Genomic DNA, 2,091 nt, shown 5'->3' with positions numbered 1-2,091 from the left:
TTTAAAAGAAAATTCCAAAAAGAGATGAAACACATTCAATATGAATTGACCGGGTTATCAAATGATGAAAGAGGCTTCTTGATTACTGGAGACAAAGAATATGACGAAGGCATGAAGGAAAAATCAGACGATGTCTTAAAGAGCCTTGATCGGGTTTATGACTTGATTGATGAAGAGAAGTATCAATCCAATATTGAAGACATTAAGACAAGTTTTACTCAGTATAGAGCTTTGAATCAGCAAGTATTAACAGCCTACTCTTCAGATCCGAAAAAAGCAGAAACCATCCATTTTGGAGAAGAAAGAACACTAAGAAAAGAAGTCGTAGATCCGGCTGTCAATAAGCTGTCTGATCGCCTTGATCAAGAGGTAGAGGATCTAAAGGATGAAATACGGGGCAATGGGAAAATGAGTCAATGGCTCATCACCACTGTCACAGGAATATCAGTAATATTAGGCATTGTTCTAAGCATAATGCTGTTAAGGTCCATTATGGTGCCACTAAGAAGCATAAATAAGCAGCTAGAAGAAATTGCTCACGGCGAGGCTGATTTAACCAAAAAAGTCATAGTGAAAAATAAAGATGAATTTGGCCAGCTTGCCCAATCTTTTAATGCTTTTACTCATTCATTATCGCAAATTGTGAAGCAAATCAGCAGTTCATCTGAACAAGTCGCTGCTTCCTCCGAAGAATTATCGGCAAGCGCTGAAGAATCAAAATCAACATCTGAACATATTTCCCAATCCATGCAGATGGCTGCAGACAGCAATGTGAAGCAAAGCTCAATGACAGAAAAGAGCGCAGAATCCATCACTGAATTATTAGACAGTATATCATCTGTTGCTTCAAATACAGGGAACATAGCGGATCTTTCTTCTTCGATGAGAGACAAGGCTGAAATAGGATCTAAATCAGTTAACAAGATGTTAGATCAGATGAAGTTTATTGATAAATCCGTAGATTCAGCCGGGAATGGATTACAGGCATTGGTAGCGAGCACAGCAGAAATCAGTGATATTTCCTCGCTTATCACGACAATTTCCGAGCAGACCAATTTGTTGGCCCTAAACGCAGCGATCGAGGCGGCCAGAGCGGGAGAGCAAGGAAAAGGATTTGCTGTAGTGGCTGAAGAAGTTCGGAAATTAGCGGATGAAACAAATAAATCAGCAAACCACATCCAATCCGTGGTAGCGACCATCCAAAATGAATCGATAGAAACGGTAAATAATATTAAGGTTGTTCAAGAAAATGTGACCTCAGGTATTGTTCTTTCTCAAGAAACAACAGGAAATTTCAATGAAATCCTGAACCTGGTGGAACAGGTCACTTCTCAAATACAAGAAGTCGCAGCAGCAACTCAACAGCTTACTTCAGGCGTTGAAGTGATTCAGCACACAGTTCATACATTGGCCGCTGGAACAAAAGAAACGTCAGCAAATACAGAAGCGGTTGCAAAATCATCAGAGGAACAGCTACATTCAATGGAGGAAATCTCCTATGCTGCAGAATCTTTATCTCAGTTGGCGGAAGAGCTTCAATCCGTCATTAACCGTTTTAAATATTAATCAGATTACTAAAGCGCAAAACCCCATCTCATGAGGTGGGGTTTTACTGCCTTTATTGAGATTGTTTCTAAAAACGAAACCGGCTTTTTTCTCAAGCTCGTTCCGTTTGAATGACTAGTCCAAGTTTTGATCGATCGTCCCTTCAAAATAGTCATCGCTGACTTGTTCGTGAGTCTCAGCCAATCCTTTTTCTAATTGTGTAGTTCCTTTATAATCCGAGGGCTCAAAGGATTTCCCGGCTACACCCGTTGTGTCATTTATGTTTTCTTTGTTATGAGTTTGTGTTTCAGTGTGTACACTTTCTGTCTCAGAATTGCTGCTTACAGATTGCTGAAAATTATATTCCTTGTCTAATGAAGAAAATCTTTTATAATCATCAGGTCTGTCGGCTCCATTTTTTTGAGTCACTGTACTTCCTCCAGATTATTGAAATTTTAGTGCGGTCAAGAACTTATTTCGTTCTTTTAGGATCAGAAGAACCATGTTTTTTAGGATCATCTGCTTTAAAAGCTGTCTCAGTCTCAT

2 protein-coding genes and 1 pseudogene are annotated in these 2,091 nt (G+C 39.4%); 1 reads left to right on the top strand and 2 read right to left on the bottom strand.

The window, feature by feature from the left end; all coding sequences use genetic code 11:
* The coding region (locus C1T29_RS11765; RefSeq protein WP_208945704.1) for a methyl-accepting chemotaxis protein at positions 1-1,566 on the top strand (1,566 nt) is incomplete at its 5' end.
* A 114-nt stretch (positions 1,567-1,680) separates the two neighbouring features.
* On the opposite strand, the gene C1T29_RS11760 is transcribed toward C1T29_RS11765, so the two are convergent.
* Complete coding sequence (locus C1T29_RS11760; RefSeq protein WP_095431620.1) at positions 1,681-1,974, bottom strand: YozQ family protein; 294 nt, start codon at positions 1,972-1,974, stop codon at positions 1,681-1,683.
* A gap of 43 nt (positions 1,975-2,017) precedes the next feature.
* Positions 2,018-2,091 (bottom strand): annotated as a pseudogene (locus tag C1T29_RS11755) (biofilm-forming protein); the annotation flags it as partial.

The organism is Bacillus sp. MBGLi79 (genome assembly GCF_002953915.1).
This window is presented reverse-complemented; position numbering and strand designations above follow the sequence as displayed.